This window comes from Bacillus sp. OTU530, from assembly GCF_038440375.1.
Window position 1 is genome coordinate 1 of the sequence record NZ_JASATP010000042.1, and the last position, 17598, is coordinate 17598.

Sequence of the window (17598 nt, forward strand, 5' to 3'; positions counted from 1 at the left end):
GTTTTGAAGGAATATCCTTCAAACCAAATAGGTCTAGTGATGATGGCGAAGAGGTCACACCCGTTCCCATACCGAACACGGAAGTTAAGCTCTTCAGCGCCGATGGTAGTTGGGGGTTTCCCCCTGTGAGAGTAGGACGTCGCTAGGCAACAAAAAAGAATCGTATCCAGAGGAACGGTTCTTTTTGCATTTTGAACAACTACGCCTTTGTTTTCGCCTAAGAGCAGGGCTCGCCAATCGGCGAGTTTTCTTTACACTGTAGGAAAGGATAAATTTCCAGCTGGAAGCGAATTCGACGTAGTCCGAAATTTTAAGAATACAGTGTAAGTGCAACTACGCCTCTGTCTTCGCCCAAGGGCAGGGCTCGCCAATCGGCGAGTTTTCTTTAAAAAATAAGAAAGTATAACTTTTGGGGATGATGTCTAGCTCCCAAGGCCCAAAATGGTAGACTTCGGCTCACCCCTACGCTGCCATAAAAGGCGGGATGTGTCTGCTTTTCTTAAAAAGATGACAGACACATCGCCCAGATATTTACATAGGATAATAAGCAGAATGGATAAAAAAATATGAAAAGTCTGTATATATGCTGTGGAATTGTCAAGGATGTAAATATGGAGGTGGAGAGAATGAAAACACTTTTAACAGATTTTGAAACTAAACAATGTATTGTATGTGACTCAAAGCAGGAGAAAGGAATTTTTCTCTATAATGGGTTTATATGTGAGTCCTGTGAGCGTGATATTGTGCAAACAGATACAGATGATGCAAGATACTTATTTTATTTACAACAGCTTCGTAAAATTCAATTGCCAAAAGTGTGACTCCCTTTAAGTAAAATAAGTGGGTTTTATAGATTATTTTTATAACAATAGGCATAAGGCCTATTATTTTTTTTGCCTGAAAAAGCGTACAATAAGGAAAGAAGTTTTTATAAGGGATACAAGTATCATAATGCAGTACTATCTAGGTTCCATAGTTCGCTTTTTAATGAGTAAAGGAGAAACAATTGTGAGAAACAAAAGTACACCACTATACGATGCTTTAGCAAAGTTTGCAAAAAAAAGACCAGTATCTCTTCATGTACCAGGACATAAAAATGGATTATATTTTCCATCTGAGGGGATGCAGCATTTTCATAGTATACTAGAAATAGATGCAACAGAACTATCAGGTTTGGATGACCTGCATTCTCCTTCTGGTTGTATTGAGGAAGCGCAGCAACTGTTGGCAGAGCTTTACGGCTCTTCAGCGAGTTACTTTCTTATTAATGGATCTACAGTTGGGAATCTTGCGATGATTTTGGCCGTTTGTAAAGAGGACGATATTGTGCTCGTACAGCGTAATTGCCATAAGTCCATTATACATGGCTTGGAGTTAGCAGGAGCCATACCGGTATTTTTGGCAGCTGAAATAGACCAAACTTCATATGTTCCTTCTGGTATTGCATATGAAACAGTGAGAGCAGCGTTAGAACAATATCCACGTGCAAAAGCAGTTATCTTAACGCATCCCAATTATTATGGACAAGCAACAGATTTAACTGCGATTATTGAGTTAGCGCATAATATGGATATTCCTGTTTTAGTTGATGAGGCACATGGTGCGCATTTTTGTTTGGGGAAACCTTTTCCAAAGTCAGCATTGGAATATGGGGCTGATCTTGTCGTTCATTCAGCGCATAAAACTTTACCCGCTATGACGATGGGGTCCTATTTGCATTTTAACAGCAGACTAGTTGATCAAGAAGAGGTGTCTCGTTACATAAGTATGCTTCAATCAAGTAGTCCTTCTTATCCGATTATGGCATCTTTAGATCTAGCCCGATTTTCCCTCGCCTGTTGGAAAGAATCGGGTACAGAGGAGCTTCAATCATTTATCATACGATTCCGTAAATCTTTAGAAAACATTAGGCAAATTAAAGTTTTATCTCATACAAATCAGGATCCATTAAAGGTTACAATTCAGACAAGATGTCATTTATCAGGATATGAACTTCAAGGACTTTTCGAACAGAGAGGTATTTATACAGAATTGGCAGACCCATATAATATTCTTCTTATCCTGCCCTTACATGTATCAGAAGTTTACCTAGAAGCTGTATCTGACCTGCATGAGGTATTGCAACAGTATGAAGCTATATCAGAACTCAATATTCCTCCCTTCATGCAGACAGATCTATATTCTGTTTTGCCGTTTAGTTATAAAAGATTGAAGGGATATAAGACGAGAATTGTTTCATTGGACCGGGCAGAAGGACTTATTGCGGGAGATATGATTGTTCCATATCCTCCGGGAATCCCTCTTATTATGAGAGGAGAACGGATTACAAAAGAGCAGATAGCACAATGGCATTTGCTAGTGAAAAGCGGTTCACGTTTTCAGGGGGCCTCCTATATACAAGAGGGTAATATAAAGGTATATGAAATAGAAGGAGAAGAGAAATGAGTACAAAAGGTATGTTTATTACGTTAGAAGGACCAGAGGGCTCTGGAAAATCTACTCTTATTACAAAGCTATCTCCGCTTTTACAAGAAAGAGGATATAAAGTCATGGTTACGCGTGAACCTGGTGGAATTGCAATTGCAGAGGATATTCGTGCGATTTTGCATAACAAGGAATATACAATGATGGATGCGAGAACAGAGGCTTTGCTTTTCACCGCAGCAAGGAGACAGCATTTAGCGGAGAAGGTAATTCCAGCTCTTAGGGAAGGGTATATTGTGATATGCGATCGTTTTGTAGATAGCTCACTTGCCTATCAAGGATATGCGAGAGGATTAGGGGTCGAGCAGATATGGAATATGAATCAATTTGCGATTGAAGATTGTATGCCTCAGCTTACTGTCTATTTAGATATAGAGCCTTCTGTTGGATTAGAGAGAATATATCAGGATCATAACAGGGAGATAAACCGTCTTGATTTAGAGAGCATTTCTTTTCATGAACGTGTACGAGAGGGGTATGTACAGTTAGCAGAACGTTTCAAAAATCGTATTGTTACAGTAGATGCTCATCAGCCTGCAGGGATTGTTCTTGAGAAAGTTCTACAAATTATTGAAGAACGGTTGTAATGAATTGGAAGATAGGCGTTTCCTCCCTATAGATGCAAAAAAATTGCTATAATAGAGAGGGACGTCAATTTCAGATGAGAGAGTGGTAAGCATGGCAAAAACGTGGGAGCAGCTTCGAATGATGCAGCCAATTGCCGGCAAGATGCTCACAAACAGTATTGTTAAGCAGCGCCTTTCCCACGCATACCTGCTGGAGGGACCAAAGGGAACTGGAAAGCTCGAGACAGCGCTGCAAATTGCAAAGAGTGTATTTTGCTCACAGCGTGAAGGGTTTGAGCCTTGTCTGGCATGCAATAATTGTCGTCGCATCGAATCGGGCAACCATCCAAATGTATATATAGTGAAACCAGACGGATTGTCTATTAAGAAGCAGCAAATTCAGGACCTTCAAGAAGAATTTTCTAAAACAGGTTTAGAGTCTAATAAGAAGGTTTATATTATAGAGCATGCTGAACGTATGACAGCGAATGCTGCAAATACGTTATTGAAGTTTTTAGAGGAACCAAAGAGTGAAACAACAGCTGTTTTGTTAACAGAGCAAGTTCAGCAAATATTGGATACTATTTTATCAAGGTGCCAAATCCTTACCTTTCTTCCGCTGCAAAAGAACCTGCTGATTGAGCAGCTAAAGGAGCGAGGGGCTTCCTTATCGTTAGCCAGTACAGCTGCACAGCTTACAAATAATCTGGAAGAAGCGCTATCTTTTTGCGATGAGGAATGGTTTGCACAAGCTAGAACTTTAGTGATAAAATTATGTGAAGCCTTAGGGAAGGAAACTTCATCACTCTTTTTCGTACAGGAGAAATGGATAAAGCATTTTGCAGAGAAAGAGCAGCTGCAGATGGGGTTAGATATGCTTCTTCTCATTTATAAGGATTTATTATATGTACAACTAGGAGAGGGAGAGAAGGTTGTGTTTCAAGATCAAAGAGCGCTGTTAGAATCTCTCTCGTATTCTCAGAAACGAATGATATCGGCTCTTTCCTATATATTAGAAGCAAAAAATAAACTCAATGCTAATGTCAGCCTGCCGCTTGTGCTGGAGCAATTAGTATTGCGTTTGCAGGAGGGATAGCAGTTTGTATGATGTAGTAGGAGTGCGTTTTAAAAAGGCCGGCAAAATCTACTACTTCGACCCGAGTAACTTGGACATCGGAGAGAATGAATTTGTCATCGTTGAAACAGTCAGGGGCGTAGAGTACGGTAAAGTAGTAATGAATAAGAAACAAGTGGATGATAATGATGTTGTATTGCCGTTAAAAAAAGTCATTCGCATTGCAGACGAAAATGACCGTACCATCGTAGAGGAAAATAAGAAAGCGGCAAAAGAAGCATATGAAGTTTGTTTGCAAAAGGTAACAGATCATGAGCTAGATATGAAGCTCGTGGATGTCGAATATACATTTGACCGGAATAAGGTGATTTTTTATTTTACAGCGGATGGAAGAATTGATTTCCGTGAGCTTGTAAAGGATTTGGCATCTATTTTCCGTACACGTATTGAGCTTCGGCAAATTGGAGTACGTGATGAGGCAAAAATGCTAGGTGGGATCGGACCGTGTGGCCGGATGCTTTGTTGTTCAACTTTTTTGGGTGATTTTGAACCTGTGTCAATCAAGATGGCAAAGGACCAAAATTTATCATTAAATCCTGCTAAGATCTCAGGCTTATGCGGAAGATTAATGTGTTGCTTGAAATATGAAAATGACGAATATGAAGCAGCTAAGGAGCAGCTCCCGGATTTGGATGAAAAAATACAAACACCGAACGGTCTTGGTCGTGTGGTAGGGTTAAATATATTGGAACGATTAATTCAAGTTGAGCTCATGGATAAAGAACATATTATAGAATTCACGTTAGATGAACTCATCAATGAGGGAGTCGTTTCGAGTCAAACCACAGATTGATGAGGTGGGTGCTTTTGGAGAAGAAAGATATTTTTGCAGCGGTTTCTAGTATGGAGGAGCAGATTGGGTCCCTTTATAAACAGTTAGGTGAACTCAAGCAGCATATTGCTGAATTGCTCGAAGAGAACCAGCATATTAAGTTAGAAAATGAAAATTTGCGGCGCCGTTTTGATGACAGGAAAGTTGAGAGTCAGAGCCGAGAGTCCCGAAAGCGAAAAGAGCAGAAACCAATCACAGATATTGGAGAGGGATACGACAATTTGGCAAGGCTGTATCAGGAAGGATTTCATATTTGTAATTTACATTATGGAAGCGTCCGTAAAGAAGGAGATTGTTTATTCTGTCTCTCATTCCTAAATAAGAAATAAAATTACCTTTCCAACTTATTGGAAAGGTAATTTTTTGTCATTTATACATACTAAAAAAGACTTGATCAGGAAGGATAGAGGTTGAAAGAAGATGGAGTTATATGGTGATGAACGTCTTGATTATTTATTGGCAGAGGATATGAAAATTATTCAGAGCCCATCCGTGTTTAATTTCTCTTTAGATGCAGTCCTCCTTGCAGATTTTGTATGGTTGCCTATTCAAAAGGGAAATATTCTAGATCTATGTACCGGCAATGCCGTGATTCCGCTTTTAATGAGCAAGCGTACAAAGGGAAAGATTACGGGGGTAGAGATACAGGAGCGCATTTATAATATGGGTGTGCGCAGTGTGAACTATAACCACTTAGAAAATCGTATTCATTTGATTCACGGTGATTTGAAAGATATGCCTAAGGAGCTTGGTTATCATAAATATGATGTAGTTACCTGCAATCCTCCTTATTTTCAAACACCAAAGCCTTCAGAGCAAAATTTGAATGAGCATTTAGCAATTGCCCGCCATGAGATTTTATGTACATTAGAGGATGTTGTACGGGTGAGCAGTCAATTGGTGAAGCAGGGAGGGAAGGTGGCATTTGTTCATCGCCCAGGGCGGCTGTTGGACATCGTTACATTAATGAGGCAGTATAAAATTGAGCCAAAGCGCATTCAGTTTGTATATCCGAAGCAGGGGAAAGAGGCTAATACGCTGTTAATAGAGGGGATAAAAGACGGAAATCCAGATTTAAAAATCTTGCCTCCTCTGATCGTATATCAAGAAAATGATGAGTATACAAAGGAGCTTCGTAAAATTTTATATGGAGAAGAGTAGTCACTTTTTTTACGTGTTATTATGCAGTGACGGCACTTATTATGCTGGATATACAAATCATTTGGAAAAGCGTCTGGCTGTTCATAATAAGGGGACGGGAGCCCGTTATACAAGGGGCCGCCGGCCTGTCAGCCTGTACTACTATGAAGAATTTGCGCTCAAGAGGGATGCAATGAAAGCAGAATATCGATTTAAACAGCTTACACGTAAGCAGAAGGAAGAGTATATGCAAAAAGGAGAACGATATGTGGCAGCAAAAAAGCTTTCAAACTGAAGGGACAGGAACATTAGTATTAGTTCCGACACCGATAGGGAATTTAGAGGATATGACATACCGCGCTGTCCGAATACTTCAAGAAGCAGATCTGATTGCGGCAGAAGATACGAGACAGACAAAGAAACTTTGCCATTATTTTAAGATTGAGACACCTGTAACAAGTTATCATGAGCATAATAAGGATATAAGCGGGCAAAAAATATTAGATTTGCTTGCAGAGGGAAAAACAGTAGCGCTTGTGAGTGATGCAGGCACTCCTTGTATTTCTGACCCAGGCTATGAATTGGTTGTAGCGGCAGTTGCGCATCAATATACCGTTGTTCCGCTTCCAGGAGCTAATGCAGCACTCACAGCCCTGATAGCCTCTGGATTGCCGACAAAGCATTTCCACTTTTATGGATTTCTACAAAGGCAGAAAAAAGATAGGAAAGAGGAATTAAGCAGCCTACGGCATGTGCGAGATACTCTAATTTTTTATGAAGCACCACACCGTCTAGAGGATACACTACTTGCTATGCTAGAAGCGTGGGGAAACCGTTCAGTTGTGCTTTGCCGCGAATTAACAAAAAAGTTTGAGGAATTTATCCGCGGTACGTTGGAGGAAGCTGTACAATGGGCAAAATCTTCAGAGGTACGAGGAGAATTTTGTATTATTGTTCAAGGATCCCTAGAAGAGCCAATAGAGGAAGAGCTTTGGTGGCAAGCAATGTCTGTCTATGATCATGTAGAGTTTTATATATCTGAAAAACAGCTATCTTCAAAAGAGGCAATTAAAGCTGCCGCAAAGGATCGAGATATACCGAAGAGGGATGTATATCAAGCATATCATATAGAGGAATAAGAAAAGCTTCTCTTTGAAGAAAAGAGAAGCTTTTTTTACACTATAGGAAAGTATAAGTGATTCGGCGTAGTCAGAAATTTTAGGAATACAGTATAAGTGCAACTACGCCCTGTCCCGCCAATCGACGAGCTTTCTTTATTGCTATTACTTTGTAACTGCAAGATATTGTTGTAATTCTTTTAAAACTGCTTCTGCGCCTTCTGTGCTTAATACAATTTTACCATCAGCTAAAGATAGGTTTTTATCAGATACTTCACCTGTTACTTGGCAAGTCATGTTTGGTTTATATTTTTTTAAGATGATTTTTTCATCATCTACATAAATTTCAAGAGCATCCTTTTCTGCGATTCCTAATGTACGGCGTAATTCGATAGGAATTACCACGCGACCCAACTCATCAACTTTACGAACGATACCAGTAGATTTCATATTATTGTATTCTCCTCCCAAGGATTTATTATAAGTGATTTTTTATGTCTTATTTCTTCATTTTTCGACAAAAACTTCATATGTTTATGATACCAATTATTTACATTTTGGTCAATTAGTAAATTACAAAAATATCAAATTTTTTAAAATGTAAGGCTTTATTGTAAATTTTTAGACTTCTGCACATAGAAAATTTTTTTTGCCAAAGAACAATTTTTTCGACATTATAACAAATTATCTTCATTTCTTATAAGTATAATATCACTTTTTGTCGAAAAAAGTCTAATGAAATTTCTTTTATTTTGAATTTTTAGGATGGTTTGGTTGAAAAGTATTCATATTCCCATAAAAAAATAAGAGTATCTGAGGGAAGAATGTATATTTTGAGGAAGCAATAGAAATACATGATAATATATATAAAGGCAGGTAACAGGCTCTCGTCTTTACATTAGAATTTTTGTTATACTGTTTATAAATACATATAACTAAGGTCCTTTGGGAGGTTTAACAGTGACAGAAGGAAAGAAAACATTTTATATTACAACGCCAATTTATTATCCGAGCGGCAAGTTACATATTGGACATGCATACACAACAGTAGCGGGTGATGCGATGGCTCGTTATAAAAGACTAAGAGGGTTTGATGTTTACTATTTAACAGGGACCGATGAACATGGTCAAAAAATTCAAAAGAAGGCAGAAGAACTAGGCGTTACACCTCAGGCATATGTAGATGACATTGTGTCAGGAATTAAAGATTTATGGAAAAAAATGGATATATCCTACGATGACTTTATTCGCACAACGGAAGATCGTCATAAGGAAGTGGTAGAGAAAATTTTTGCCAGATTGCTCGAGCAGGATGATATCTACCTGGATGAGTATGAAGGTTGGTACTCTGTTCAGGATGAAACGTTTTATACGGAGCATCAGTTGGCAGATCCGATTATTGAAAATGGAAAGGTTATAGGTGGAAAGAGTCCTGATAGTGGTCACCCTGTTGAACTAGTGCGTGAGGAATCCTATTTCTTTAGATTAGAGAAGTACGCAGACCGTTTATTGCAGTATTATGAGGAAAACCCAGGGTTTATCCAGCCGGAATCACGTAAAAATGAAATGATTAACAACTTTATTAAGCCTGGACTAGAGGATCTGGCTGTCTCCCGAACGTCTTTCGATTGGGGCATTAGGGTGCCAGGCAATCCGAAGCACGTTATTTATGTATGGATTGATGCATTATCCAACTATATTACTGCTCTTGGGTATAATACAAAAGGTGATGAGAAATATCGTAAATATTGGCCGGCAGATATTCATTTAGTCGGAAAGGAGATTGTCCGCTTCCATACAATTATTTGGCCTATTTTATTAATGGCTTTGGACTTACCGCTTCCAAAAAAGGTATTTGCGCACGGCTGGATTTTAATGAAGGACGGCAAGATGAGCAAATCAAAAGGAAATGTAGTAGATCCAGTTACGTTAATAGATCGTTATGGTTTAGATGCTCTTCGTTATTATTTGCTTCGTGAAGTTCCATTTGGCTCTGATGGCGTGTTCACCCCAGAAGGATTTATTGAGAGAATCAATTACGACCTAGCAAACGACTTAGGAAATTTGTTAAATCGTACGGTTGCAATGGTTGATAAATACTTTGCTGGAGAGATCCCTGCCTATAAAGGAAATGTAACAGATTTTGACGCAGCGCTAGTATCCTTTACAAAAGAGACAGTAAAGCATGTAGAGAATGCAATGGAGAATATGGAATTTTCTGTGGCGTTAACAGCGATTTGGCAGCTTGTTAGCCGATCCAACAAGTATATTGATGAAACGCAGCCATGGACATTGGCAAAGAGTGAGGAACATCGTGACAAGCTAGAGGCTGTGATGGCACATCTTGCGGAATCTCTACGCCAAATAGCTGTAATGCTTACACCATTCCTAACAGAGGCGCCAGTTAAGATGTTTGAACAGCTTGGTGTTGTAGAAGAATCATGGAAAACTTGGGATAGCCTACAGGACTTTGGGGTTATAAAAGGCGGAACAAAGGTATCCAAAGGGCAGCCTATCTTCCCGCGTTTGGAAGCAGAACCTGAAGTAGAGTATATTAAATTGAAGATGCAGGGATCAGCTCCAAAAGTGGAAGAGAAAAAGGAAGAATCAGCGTCAAAAGAGGAAATTGTGGAAATATCAATTGATGACTTTTTTAAGGTCGATTTGAGAGTGGCGGAAGTGTTGCATGCTGAACCTGTTAAAGGCGCAGATAAGCTATTGAAGCTGCAGCTCGACTTAGGCTCAGAAAAACGGCAGGTAGTCTCAGGAATTGCCAAGTTTTATTCTCCAGAAGAATTAAAAGGAAAAAAAGTTATTTGTGTTACAAACCTAAAGCCTGTAAAGTTACGCGGTGAATTGTCACAAGGAATGATCTTAGCGGGTACTGACAATGGTAAATTGTCATTAGCAACTGTTGATCAGACGCTAGCTAACGGGACTAAAATTAAATAGATTTGATAAAAATAGGGATGTTTCACGTGTAACATACAGGAAACGTCCCTTTTCTATATTGATTACAAAAATATTCCATATTTGTAGCGGAATTGTAATATAGTTGTTATTCGGCTGTTAGGAAAGTAATTTATTGTTATGCTAGACTTAAAACAAGTAAAGGGGATATCGTTATGCTATTTGATACGCATGCCCATTTAAATGCGGAGCAATTTAACGAAGATTTAGAACAAGTAATAGAACAAGCAAAGCAAGCAGGAGTTACAAATATCGTTGTTGTTGGGTTTGACGATGTAACAATCCCAAGAGCGATAGAGTTGGCTGATAGGTATGATTTTATCTATGCAGCTGTTGGATGGCATCCTGTTGATGCAATTGACATGACAGATGAACATTTACAGTGGTTAGAGGAATTAGCTGCTCACCCTAAGGTGGTTGCACTTGGGGAGATGGGTCTTGATTACTATTGGGATAAGTCTCCAAAAGAAGTGCAGCAAGAAGTATTTCGAAAGCAAATTAGACTAGCTAAGAAAGTAAAGCTCCCAATTATCATCCATAATCGTGAAGCAACCCAGGATATTGTGGATATCTTGAATGAAGAAGGTGCTTCTGAGGTTGGAGGTATTATGCATTGCTTTGGCGGAAGTGTTGAAACTGCCAAACAATGTATAGATATGAATTTCCTCATTTCACTAGGTGGACCTGTAACGTTCAAAAACGCAAAAAAACCAAAGGAAGTTGCAACAGAGATTCCCTTGGAGAAACTGCTAATTGAAACGGATTGTCCGTACTTAGCTCCCCACCCGTTTCGAGGTAAGCGTAATGAACCTGGTTTTGTAAAACTTGTCGCAGAAGAAATCGCTCAGTTAAAAGGGATTTCTTATGAGGAAGTAGCAGCAAAAACAGCAGAAAACGCAAAACTACTATTTAATCTTCCATAAAAGGCGGCGGCATGCTCGCATGCCGCCCGCTATAGAACCTGTACCTATTCCACTACTTTCATTTCAACTTTGCCAGTCTGCTAGATTAATAAGAGGGAGCCTAGCTAGTCAATCGTATCTCAACGAGAAAAAGGAGGCGTTTCAGCGTGATGTTTCACACGGGAAAGCTATTATCGAAGTTAAGGACGAGCAAAAAACTAGCATTACAACTTACAAGTGCTCTGATAGTTTCAAGTTCAGTTGGTACAGCTGCTTATGCTGCAACAAAAGAGAATGTAACTATTGAACTAGATGGGAAAAAGCAAGTAGTATATACACATGCTGACACAGTAAAAGAATTGTTAAAAGATGAAGAAATTAAGGTGGCAAATCGAGATTATATCTCTGCATCTTTATCTGAAGAAGTAGAGGATAATATGAAGCTTGTCATTGCAAAAGCCAAGCCCTTTACCTTAGATGTGAAAGGGAAATCCCAAACGGTTTGGTCAACAGCGAAAACCGTGCAGGAGCTGTTAGATCAGCAAAAAATCCAGTTAGGTGAACATGATAAGGTAACGCCAGAAAGGAATACAGCGATTCAGGGTCACAACACGATTAAGGTAGAGACAGCATTTCCTGTTATATTGAATGTCGGTGGTCAACAAACAAACGTATGGTCAACTTCGATTACTGTCGCTGACTTTTTGAAGCAGCAGCAGGTGGCGTTGCAGGAGTCAGATAAGGTAACCCCAGCACTAGACCAACTCCTTGCAGAAAACACACCTGTGACTGTTACAAAAGTAGAAAAAGTCACCGATGTGGTGGAAGAACCAATTCCGGCTGCGGTAGTTAAGCAGAAGGATGATTCTCTCCCAGCAGGCACTGAAAAGGTGCTTCAGGAAGGAGAGGATGGGACGATCCAAAGAACCTTTGAAGTAGTGAAGGAGAACGGAGTTGTCACGGCACGAAATCTTCAAAAGGAAGAGAAGCTGAAGGACAGCCAAGATCGCATTATTGCTGTTGGAACAAAGAATGTAGAAAATTATGATACACCATCCCGTGGTAATGAGGCAGGAGCTGCTGATGAATTTTATGTAGAGGCAACAGCTTATGGACCAGATTGTGGGGGCTGCACAGGGATTACTGCTAGTGGATACAATATTAAAGCAAATCCGAATATGAAAATGATTGCGGTAGACCCGAGTGTTATTCCGCTAGGATCAAAGGTATGGGTAGAAGGCTATGGCTATGCGATTGCTGGAGATACAGGCGGCGCAATTAAAGGACATCGCATTGACGTGCTATACCCATCTGAAGCAGCAGCATCTTCCTGGGGACGTAAACGTGTGAAAGTCCGTGTTTTACGATAAAATAAAGTGTAAAGAAGCAGAGGCAGCACCTCTGCTTTTTAATTTTTTTATATATGGAAAATAATAATGGAAAAGCTGTTTGTTTTTTTGTTTAATTAGTTAGGGAGTAAAGAAGGAAGCATGGAGGCAGGAATGAAAATAAAAGAAGTGATTGTCGTAGAAGGTAAAGACGACACAGTTGCAATTAAGCGGGCAGTAAATGCAGATACGATTGAGACGAATGGTTCTGCAGTAAATGATGAAGTAATTGAACGTATTCGTCTTGCGCAACAAAAACGAGGTGTTATTATTTTTACAGATCCAGATTTTCCTGGAGAACGCATCCGTCATATTGTTTCGCAAAGGGTACCAGGCTGTAAACATGCTTTCTTACCTAAGGAGGAGGCTCTGGCAAAGCGTAATAAAGGTGTGGGAATTGAGCATGCCTCTAATGAGGCGATACGACGTGCATTGCAAAGTGTAAAACAGGAAGTGGAAGAATACATAAGTGAAATCACATGGGAAGATTTAGTGACAGCTGGATTGATTGGCGGCGATAAAGCCAGCAGTCGGCGCGATCGCCTTGGAAAGCTACTAAAAATTGGTCGTACAAATGGAAAACAGCTATATAAACGAATTACAGTGTTCCAAATTTCCAAGGAGGCTTTTGCAGCTGCGTTAGCCCAAGTGTTACAGGAGGAAAAAGAATGAAGGATATTGCAACACCAAATCGGACGAAGGGCATTCTAGAGAAGTATGGATTCTCATTCAAAAAAAGCCTTGGACAGAACTTTTTAATTGATACAAATGTTTTAAATAGGATTGTTGATTTTGCGGAGATGAGCTCGGAAACAGCTGCCATTGAGATTGGGCCAGGTATCGGGGCTTTAACTGAACAACTAGCAAAGCGAGCTAAAAAGGTTATTGCATTTGAGATTGATCAAAGGCTGCTTCCGATTCTTGGGGAAACCCTAGAGCCTTACGATAACGTGAAAATCATTCATAGTGATGTGTTAAAGGCGAATGTGAAGCAGGTTGTAGAGGAGGAATTTGAGAAAGATCAAGACATTATGGTTGTTGCTAACCTTCCCTATTATGTTACAACCCCTATTTTATTTAAGTTATTAGAGGAGCAGCTGCCAATTCGCGGTATTGTTGTTATGCTTCAAAAGGAGGTTGCTGATCGTATAGCAGCAGCGCCAGGAACGAAGGATTATGGCTCTCTTTCTATTGCCCTGCAGTATTACACAGAGGCGGAAACAGTTATGATCGTTCCACGTACAGTATTTGTTCCGCAGCCAAATGTAGATTCTGCTGTAATCCGTTTGACAAAACGCGAAAAGCCGGCGGTCATGGTACAGGATGAAGCGTTTTTCTTTGAGGTTGTACGAGCTAGTTTCGCGCAGCGTCGTAAAACATTAATGAATAACCTCGTCAATAATCTGCAAGGTATTCCCAAGGATAAGGAACTGCTAGAACAGACGCTTCAGGAGGCAGGAATTGATCCAAAGAGAAGGGGAGAGACATTAACCATTGAGGAATTTGGCCGTTTGAGCGATGCTCTATACAATCAGAAGAAGAACTACCATTCTGTTTGAGTTATCAAATTCTTATCTTTTTGTAAGAAAAATTTTCATTTTTAGTCGTTACAGTACGTGTGCTGAAATCATCCGCCTTTTTGAGAAAGGCGGTTTTTTTCACTTTAAGAAAGTATAAATTTCTCACTAGAAGACAATTCGACGCAGTGAGAAATTTTAGGAATAAAGTATAAGGGCAACTACGCCTCTGCCTTCGCCAATTAGTGAGTTTTCTTGACCTGTCTTAGGAGAGATTCACCCCTGATTTATCTTTCTTAGTCACGCTTTTTTAATTTTCTCATAGGCTAAAAACAGAACAACAACGTTGCAGTTATACCCTGCGCACTTATGAGGCTGGAGGTAGAAAGGAATGGAGGTAAAGGTTGGAGATTTAGTGGAAAGAAAGTCTTATCAACGTGATCTTCTTTTTCGTGTTACAGAAATTAAAGAAGAGAACGGAAAGACCCTTGCGATTCTTTTTGGAGCAGAGTTCCGTATCGAAGCTGATGCACCCATAGATGATTTGATTATAGTTGGTCAGCGTGAATATAAGGCTAGAGAAAAGCAAGTAATTGATACACTTGAAAAGGCATATCGTTTATTTCAACAAGATCACCATTTAGCAAAGCAGCGTAATGAATATTATTCTACGGGAGGATACACGAACGAAGTCAGCTACTTTCAAGTGCCTGGGCGAGTACTTCACTTAGATGGAGATCCACTATATCTACAGAAGTGCTTAGACTTATACACAAAGATAGGAGTTCCTGTACAAGGGGTGCATTGCAAAGAAACAGAAATGCATGAAAAGATTGGGGGATTACTTGATTATTATCAACCAGATATTCTTGTGATTACAGGGCATGATGCTTATGCAAAAACAAAAGGGAAAATGAATGAAATGAAAGCATATCGCCATTCTAGACACTTTGTACAGGCTGTCCGAGAAGCAAGAAAGAAATATCCATCACTAGATCATTTAGTGATTTTTGCAGGAGCCTGTCAGTCGAACTTTGAAGCACTAATCCGAGCGGGAGCCAATTTTGCCAGTTCACCATCACGGATTAATATTCATGCTCTAGACCCTGTGTACGTTGTGGCGAAAATCAGCTTCACCTCTTTTATGGAGCGGGTGAATGTGTGGGATGTTATACGGAATACAATCACAGGGGAGAGAGGGCTTGGCGGTATTGAGACGAAAGGGATATTGCGAACAGGCTTGCCATTCCAATATTACGAGGAGTAGTAAACAAGCAAGGGCTTTGTCCTTGCTTGTTTACTATCAGCTTTTACACCTTAAGAAGTATAAATTTCTAGCCGGAAGTGGACTCGACGTATTCGGAAATTTTAGGGAGACAGTATAAGTAGAGCTACGCCTCTGTCTTCGCTCAAAGGCAGGGCTCGCCAGTCGGCGAGTTTTCTTTACACTGTAAGAAAATATAAATTTCTAGCTAGGGGACAATTCGACGTAGTGAGAAATTTTAGGAATACAGTATAAGTGCAACTACGCCTCTGTCTTCGCCCAAAGGCGGGGCTCGCCAGTCGGCGAGTTTTCTTTACACTGTAAGAAAATATAAATTTCTAGCTAGGGGACAATTCGACGTAGTGAGAAATTTTAGGAATACAGTATAAGTGCAACTACGCCTCTGTCTTTGCCCAAAGGCAGGGCTCGCCAGTCGGCGAGTTTTCTTTACACTGTAAGAAAATATAAATTTCTAGCTAGGGGACAATTCGACGTAGTGAGAAATTTTAGGAATACAGTATAAGTGCAACTACGCCTCTGTCTTCGCCCAAAGGCGGGGCTCGCCAGTCGGCGAGTTTTCTTTAGATACATAAAAAATATGAAATGAGTACAAGCTATGTATGTTGAGCAGCAAAAACTGAAAACAGCGAGGTGCAGCGAGAAATGGCGAAGCAGTTGAGTGAGATTAAAACCGTTTTGGATAACCAGCTTGGCAGAAGGCTTACATTAAAAGCAAATAGTGGGCGAAGAAAAACGATTGAGAGATCTGGATTTTTGGCAGAAACATACCCTTCCGTTTTTGTCGTACAGTTGGACCAGCAGGAGGATACATTTCAGCGTGTATCTTACAGTTACGCGGACATTTTAACGGAAACAGTGGAATTGACTTTTCTAGATGAGCATGGCAGTGACATAGCATGGGGCGGACAATAAATTATCTATTTATATCATTACATAAAGTACCATGAGTGAGAGCTTTATTATTTTGCATACTAGTTAATAAAGCAGCTGAAAAGGGGGTTCTTAATATTGAGCAGAAGAAGAGGGATTATGTCTGAGCAATTTAAAGAAGAACTTGCGAAAGAGCTTGGATTTTATGATGTTGTAAAAACAGAGGGCTGGGGCGGTATTCGTGCCAAAGATGCAGGGAATATGGTGAAACGTGCTATTGAACTTGCAGAGCAGCATCTGGCAAATCAACGAAATCAATAGCTTATCGATTTTCTATGCTGCGGCGCCGAGGGAGAAATTCCTCGGTTTTTTCTTTTTATTGGGTTTCCTTTATAATGTGTCTATATGTATGGAAGAACAGCATGGCATTGTTAATTTTATGATAAAATAGACGGTAAAAGATTGAGTACATAGAGTAGGTGAAAAGTTTGAAGCTGCTAGTGAAAGCACCAGCCAAAATTAACTTGTCCTTGGATGTGTTAAGAAAGAGAAACGATGGGTATCATGAGGTCAGGATGATTATGACAACAATCGACCTAGCTGACCATTTAGAACTTACTCCATTGGAGGAAAATCGTATTGAAGTTGTTTCACACAATCGGTATGTACCAGATGATCAGCGAAACCTTGCGTATCAGGCAGCCGATCTCTTAAAGAGACGCTTCGGTATTCGACAAGGAGTTTCCATAGCGATCGAAAAAACAATCCCGGTAGCTGCGGGTCTTGCTGGGGGGAGCAGTGATGCAGCAGCGGCGCTACGCGGTTTAAACAAAATCTGGGGACTTGGGCTCAGTATGGATGAACTAGCGGAAATTGGTGCTGAAATAGGATCAGATGTTTCGTTTTGTGTATATGGAGGAACTGCAATTGCGACTGGGAGAGGAGAGAAAATCGAGCATATTCCTGCGCCGCCTCCATGTTGGGTTGTTTTAGCTAAACCGCAAATTGGTGTTTCAACAGCTGAGGTATACCGCAATCTGCAGATTGACCGGATTACTCATCCAAACGTGGATCAAATGATTCATAGTATCCAGCACAGTGATTATGAAGGTATTTGTCATTCAGTTGGAAATGTCTTGGAAGATGTAACGTTTCGCATGCATCCTGAGGTTGCGCATATAAAGGAGCAAATGAGAAGGTTTGGGGCAGATGCTGTATTGATGAGCGGAAGTGGACCAACTGTATTTGCATTAGCCCACCATGATTCACGCATGCATCGTATTTATAACGGATTAAAGGGATTCTGTGAGCAAGTCTATGCGGTACGTACGCTTGGCGAACGAGAAAGACTTGAATAGATACGTATGATGCGTTATGATTTGTTTAGAATA

General features: G+C 40.1%; 19 protein-coding genes and 1 rRNA gene. 19 read left to right on the plus strand and 1 reads right to left on the minus strand.

Annotated features, from left to right (window positions below):
- Positions 1-32 precede the first annotated feature (32 nt).
- The 10 genes from rrf to rsmI all read left to right on the plus strand — a co-directional run bounded on the left by rrf (position 33) and on the right by rsmI (position 7296).
- A 5S ribosomal RNA gene (gene rrf / locus AAHB12_RS23255) occupies positions 33-148 on the plus strand.
- Positions 149-626: 478 nt separating this feature from the next.
- Positions 627-821, plus strand: a complete 195-nt coding sequence (locus AAHB12_RS23260; protein WP_129730979.1) for a sigma factor G inhibitor Gin — start codon at positions 627-629, stop codon at positions 819-821.
- Positions 822-1008: 187 nt separating this feature from the next.
- Positions 1009-2445 carry an aminotransferase class I/II-fold pyridoxal phosphate-dependent enzyme gene (locus AAHB12_RS23265; protein ID WP_342047396.1) on the plus strand — a complete coding sequence of 479 codons (1437 nt, stop codon included), beginning with the start codon at positions 1009-1011 and terminating at the stop codon, positions 2443-2445.
- Positions 2442-3071 carry a dTMP kinase gene (tmk, locus tag AAHB12_RS23270; RefSeq protein ID WP_129730977.1) on the plus strand — a complete coding sequence of 210 codons (630 nt, stop codon included), beginning with the start codon at positions 2442-2444 and terminating at the stop codon, positions 3069-3071. Before AAHB12_RS23265 ends, tmk begins: the two co-directional genes overlap by 4 nt.
- 91 nt (positions 3072-3162) lie before the next feature.
- On the plus strand, positions 3163-4146 hold the full coding sequence (gene holB / locus AAHB12_RS23275; RefSeq protein ID WP_129730976.1) for a DNA polymerase III subunit delta': 984 nt from the start codon (positions 3163-3165) through the stop codon (positions 4144-4146).
- 4 nt (positions 4147-4150) lie between these two features.
- Positions 4151-4978: a PSP1 domain-containing protein gene (locus AAHB12_RS23280; protein ID WP_342047397.1), complete on the plus strand. Its 828-nt coding sequence runs from the start codon at positions 4151-4153 to the stop codon at positions 4976-4978.
- A gap of 14 nt (positions 4979-4992) precedes the next feature.
- Positions 4993-5346: a DNA replication initiation control protein YabA gene (gene yabA / locus AAHB12_RS23285; RefSeq protein WP_129730972.1), complete on the plus strand. Its 354-nt coding sequence runs from the start codon at positions 4993-4995 to the stop codon at positions 5344-5346.
- Between the two features lie 91 nt (positions 5347-5437).
- Positions 5438-6178 (plus strand): tRNA1(Val) (adenine(37)-N6)-methyltransferase, encoded by a 741-nt coding sequence (locus AAHB12_RS23290; protein ID WP_129730970.1) that lies wholly within the window; start codon positions 5438-5440, stop codon positions 6176-6178.
- The gene (locus AAHB12_RS23295; protein WP_129730968.1) at positions 6165-6452 is read left to right on the plus strand and encodes a GIY-YIG nuclease family protein; all 288 of its coding nucleotides are present in this window, start codon (positions 6165-6167) and stop codon (positions 6450-6452) included. Before AAHB12_RS23290 ends, AAHB12_RS23295 begins: the two co-directional genes overlap by 14 nt.
- Positions 6424-7296: a 16S rRNA (cytidine(1402)-2'-O)-methyltransferase gene (rsmI, locus tag AAHB12_RS23300; RefSeq protein WP_342047399.1), complete on the plus strand. Its 873-nt coding sequence runs from the start codon at positions 6424-6426 to the stop codon at positions 7294-7296. Before AAHB12_RS23295 ends, rsmI begins: the two co-directional genes overlap by 29 nt.
- Positions 7297-7440: 144 nt before the next feature.
- Here the strand turns inward: rsmI and AAHB12_RS23305 are convergent, their stop codons facing one another.
- Positions 7441-7725, minus strand: a complete 285-nt coding sequence (locus AAHB12_RS23305) for an AbrB/MazE/SpoVT family DNA-binding domain-containing protein (protein WP_129730964.1) — start codon at positions 7723-7725, stop codon at positions 7441-7443.
- Positions 7726-8235: 510 nt separating this feature from the next.
- On the opposite strand from AAHB12_RS23305, the gene metG reads away from it, so the two are divergent.
- From metG to ispE, 9 genes are all read left to right on the plus strand, one after another.
- Positions 8236-10227: a methionine--tRNA ligase gene (gene metG / locus AAHB12_RS23310; RefSeq protein WP_342047401.1), complete on the plus strand. Its 1992-nt coding sequence runs from the start codon at positions 8236-8238 to the stop codon at positions 10225-10227.
- Positions 10228-10400: 173 nt separating this feature from the next.
- The gene (locus AAHB12_RS23315; RefSeq protein WP_129730960.1) at positions 10401-11168 is read left to right on the plus strand and encodes a TatD family hydrolase; all 768 of its coding nucleotides are present in this window, start codon (positions 10401-10403) and stop codon (positions 11166-11168) included.
- 149 nt (positions 11169-11317) lie between these two features.
- Positions 11318-12517 carry a ubiquitin-like domain-containing protein gene (locus AAHB12_RS23320; protein WP_342047444.1) on the plus strand — a complete coding sequence of 400 codons (1200 nt, stop codon included), beginning with the start codon at positions 11318-11320 and terminating at the stop codon, positions 12515-12517.
- 132 nt (positions 12518-12649) lie between these two features.
- Positions 12650-13207: a ribonuclease M5 gene (rnmV, locus tag AAHB12_RS23325; RefSeq protein WP_129730958.1), complete on the plus strand. Its 558-nt coding sequence runs from the start codon at positions 12650-12652 to the stop codon at positions 13205-13207.
- Complete coding sequence (gene rsmA, locus AAHB12_RS23330; protein WP_342047403.1) at positions 13204-14094, plus strand: 16S rRNA (adenine(1518)-N(6)/adenine(1519)-N(6))-dimethyltransferase RsmA; 891 nt, start codon at positions 13204-13206, stop codon at positions 14092-14094. The genes rnmV and rsmA overlap by 4 nt, the downstream gene beginning before the upstream one ends.
- 349 nt (positions 14095-14443) lie before the next feature.
- Positions 14444-15319 (plus strand): sporulation peptidase YabG, encoded by an 876-nt coding sequence (gene yabG / locus AAHB12_RS23335; protein ID WP_342047404.1) that lies wholly within the window; start codon positions 14444-14446, stop codon positions 15317-15319.
- Between the two features lie 660 nt (positions 15320-15979).
- On the plus strand, positions 15980-16249 hold the full coding sequence (gene veg / locus AAHB12_RS23340; RefSeq protein ID WP_129730952.1) for a biofilm formation stimulator Veg: 270 nt from the start codon (positions 15980-15982) through the stop codon (positions 16247-16249).
- A gap of 96 nt (positions 16250-16345) precedes the next feature.
- Complete coding sequence (locus tag AAHB12_RS23345) at positions 16346-16528, plus strand: small, acid-soluble spore protein, alpha/beta type (RefSeq protein ID WP_129730950.1); 183 nt, start codon at positions 16346-16348, stop codon at positions 16526-16528.
- A gap of 167 nt (positions 16529-16695) precedes the next feature.
- Positions 16696-17565, plus strand: coding sequence for a 4-(cytidine 5'-diphospho)-2-C-methyl-D-erythritol kinase (ispE, locus tag AAHB12_RS23350; RefSeq protein WP_342047405.1), 870 nt, complete (start codon positions 16696-16698; stop codon positions 17563-17565).
- Positions 17566-17598: the final 33 nt, after the last annotated feature.